General features: G+C 33.7%; 5 protein-coding genes. 4 read left to right on the forward strand and 1 reads right to left on the reverse strand.

All coding sequences use genetic code 11. The features are described from left to right. Positions 1 to 177: 177 nt before the first annotated feature. Entirely contained in the window at positions 178 to 510 is a 333-nt protein-coding gene (locus tag WFK35_RS21715; protein WP_336734641.1) for a hypothetical protein, read from the forward strand. Here WFK35_RS21715 and WFK35_RS21720 read toward each other — a convergent pair. Then, the gene (locus WFK35_RS21720) at positions 507 to 1,613 is read right to left on the reverse strand and encodes a DUF3667 domain-containing protein (protein ID WP_336734642.1); all 1,107 of its coding nucleotides are present in this window, start codon (positions 1,611 to 1,613) and stop codon (positions 507 to 509) included. The genes WFK35_RS21715 and WFK35_RS21720 overlap by 4 nt on opposite strands. Positions 1,614 to 1,941: 328 nt before the next feature. Here WFK35_RS21720 and rplM point away from each other — a divergent pair, with 328 nt between their 5' ends. The 3 genes from rplM to WFK35_RS21735 form a co-directional block, all read left to right on the forward strand. Continuing rightward, the gene (gene rplM, locus WFK35_RS21725; protein WP_027381190.1) at positions 1,942 to 2,397 is read left to right on the forward strand and encodes a 50S ribosomal protein L13; all 456 of its coding nucleotides are present in this window, start codon (positions 1,942 to 1,944) and stop codon (positions 2,395 to 2,397) included. Between the two features lie 5 nt (positions 2,398 to 2,402). After that, positions 2,403 to 2,789, forward strand: coding sequence for a 30S ribosomal protein S9 (gene rpsI, locus WFK35_RS21730; protein WP_072883409.1), 387 nt, complete (start codon positions 2,403 to 2,405; stop codon positions 2,787 to 2,789). A gap of 207 nt (positions 2,790 to 2,996) precedes the next feature. Further along, positions 2,997 to 3,180: 30S ribosomal protein S2 (locus WFK35_RS21735; RefSeq protein WP_336734644.1), on the forward strand; the 184-nt coding region annotated here is incomplete at its 3' end.

Below are 3,180 nucleotides of genomic sequence, written 5' to 3' on the forward strand. Positions count from 1 at the left end.
TGTTAATGTATTGTAAATTATTAAGTTAATTTGATTTGATTAATTATTTGAACTTCATTTAAACTAACATTTGTTAGAAATGATAACTGCTTAGAAGTTACGCCGCTGATTTCTCAGAAAATCTTTCACAGAATGATATCATTAATTTCTATAATTTTGCATCATATTAAATAAGGTATGAAAAAGGCATTGCTGTATTTCGCACTCGGAACTGTTCTGAGTTTTTTAATCAATTATTTCTTTTACAGTTCAGAAAATATCGGACTCGATATTTATTATGCTTTTGCTTTTGGCTTCGCATGGGGAATTGCTTATTATTTAGATACCCCGGATTTTACTCTGCCTCAAAAATTAGGATTGTCTTTTGTTGCCATGGGAATCTTGGTTCTTGTGGGCGCTTTAATTTTTAATCTGGAACTGGCTATTCCTTCCGTCCTGAAATTTTCAACGGTTTTTGTAGCGTATTATTTAATTGCAAGTTTCAGAGCCAGCAAAACACTGCGCGATTAATGCATTGTTATAAAACTTACATACATCAATATAAGGAACATACAGAAAAGCCCGAATAAATTTACAATAAATAAAAGTATTCCTTTTACAACACTTATGCTTCGGGCATTTTCATAAACTCTGTGATGCGCTGCAAAGAAATACACCAGCATATAGATAATTGCTGCTGAATAAAATAAAAATCCAAGAATACTGAAGAAATTATTATCCGGCAGAAATGATGCGAGATGTGAAATGAATATCATAATCAGGATGCCCAATAATAAAAAGGAAAAATAATGAAGTGTAAAAATACCATGATCAAAATACCACCATTTCTTTTTATTGTGAAACACCCAAAGAAAAAAGGCGAAAATAGGAAGATAGACAAATAATGCTTTTGGAAGTGTATGTACCATGGTTTCCTTGAATTTGTCGAAAATCTCATCTTTCTTTAATCCCCGTTCCTGAAAATAAAAGATTTTTTTCGCAAAAGGTTTCATAAATGCATATACAGGCTTTTTATCCTGATTTATGATGCTTAGAGAGTCATACTGATTCATCGTAGTCGCTCCCAAAATGCTCATTTTGCCGTCTTCTGTCATTCCTAATGCATCTGTTTCAATGCTGTTTCCATTGATTTGAGTGATTTTTATATCTTTATTTTGTTCAAAAGGTTTCTCTTCTTTCAGTTGATTTTTTTGGATTGAATATTTCAGACTGTCCGTAAAGTTTGTAATCTTATCGTCCTGTTCTTTTTCTTTTAAAATCTGTTCCTTTTTGTCCTGTTCTGAAAGTTCTTCTTCTGAACCAGAAAATAGAGTAGGAAGGAAAAAAGTAATGAAACTGATGAAGATATACAGTTTTACGGGAGCCACATACAGTTGTCGCTTTCCTGCAAGATATTCTTTTGTTAATCTCCCGGGACGCGTGAGTAAATATTTTATGGTTTTCCAGAACTGCCCGTCATAATGGGTGAAATCCTCAATGAAATGAGTGAAAAGATAATGGAACGGTTGTTTGGGTTCCGTGTTTTCCTGTCCGCAATGAGGGCAGAATCTTTCTTCAACATGGTGTCCGCAGTTAAGACACGTTTTGTCTTCTCTAATTTTTCCGTGGCTCATGATATAATTATGGATTTCAGCAAATATAATTATTTAAAGAAATTAAATAATCAAATCGATATGTTTTTGAGGAAAATATTAAATTTAATTAATATTTATCTTTAAATAAATTTGAAATTTAGGGTTATTGCTGAATTTATCATGTTATTTATTAATTCTTTGTTTTTCAGCGAAAGAGTCAATTTACAGCTGTTAACTTTATCATTCTGTTAGCGTTGAACAGATAATCAGCGTATTAAAATAAAATATGTTTTTGCATTCTAAAAATAATTTGTACCTTTGCACACCCTTTTAGGGGAAAATTATGTTTAATCTTTAACTAAAACGTGTGAATACATTAAGTTACAAAACTGTTTCAGCGAACAAAGCTACTGCTAATAAAGAATGGGTTGTGGTAGACGCTGAAGGACAACCGTTGGGAAGACTAGCTTCTACGGTTGCAAAGATTTTGAGAGGTAAGCACAAAACGAACTACACACCTCACGTAGATTGTGGTGATAACGTAATCGTTTTGAACGCTGGGAAAGTAACTCTTTCAGGAAACAAGTGGAACGACAAGACTTATATCTGGCATACAGGTTACCCTGGTGGACAGAAGTCTATGACTGCGGCTGAACTTCAAAAGAAAGATTCTTTAAAAGTATTGGAAAAATCAGTAAAAGGGATGTTGCCTAAAAACAGACTTGGAGCTGCGATCCTTAAGAATCTTTACTTATATGAAGGAACTGAGCACAAACATGAAGCTCAACAGCCTAAAACAATTAATGTTAACGAATTTAAATAATTAATATGTCTACAGTTCACAAAATCGGAAGAAGAAAAACTTCTGTAGCAAGAGTTTATGTAAAGCCAGGAACTGGTAACATTACAGTAAACGGTAAAGATGCTAAAGAATACTTCTCTACAGATGTAATGGTTTACAAATTAAACCAACCATTTATCCTTTCTGAAACTGTTGGTCAGTATGACGTTACCGTAAACGTATTCGGTGGTGGAAATACAGGTCAGGCAGAAGCTATCAGATTAGGTATTTCAAGAGCTTTATGCGAGATCAACGCTGAGTTCAGATTAGCATTGAAGCCTGCTGGTTTACTTACAAGAGACGCAAGAATGGTGGAAAGAAAGAAGCCAGGTCAGAAAAAAGCAAGAAAGAGATTCCAATTCTCAAAACGTTAAGATTTGCTGTTGGCGAATGGCTTATGGTTATTTGCTACAGAAATGTATTAATTTTTATTTAAACTTAATCTCGGCGAAAAGCCAATTGCCACAAGCAAAAAGCAAAACGCCAATTGCCCGTTACGTTTAGCATCCAAACGCTTCTCCCATCTAAAGAAGTTGTTGATTGTTTAAAAGACGGAAAGTAAACTAACAAAAACAAAAAACATGGCAAAAGCAAATGTAAAAGACCTTCTAGAGGCTGGTGTACACTTCGGTCACATGACTAGAAAGTGGAATCCAAATATGGCTCCATACATTTTTATGGAGAAAAATGGTATTCACATTGTAGACTTACATAAAACAGCTGTTAAATTGGATGAAGCTTGTAACGCTTTAGAAAAATTAACTT

Origin of the sequence: Chryseobacterium sp. VD8, assembly GCF_037149975.1 — a bacterium.
In the GTDB taxonomy this organism is placed as follows: domain Bacteria; phylum Bacteroidota; class Bacteroidia; order Flavobacteriales; family Weeksellaceae; genus Chryseobacterium; species Chryseobacterium indicum.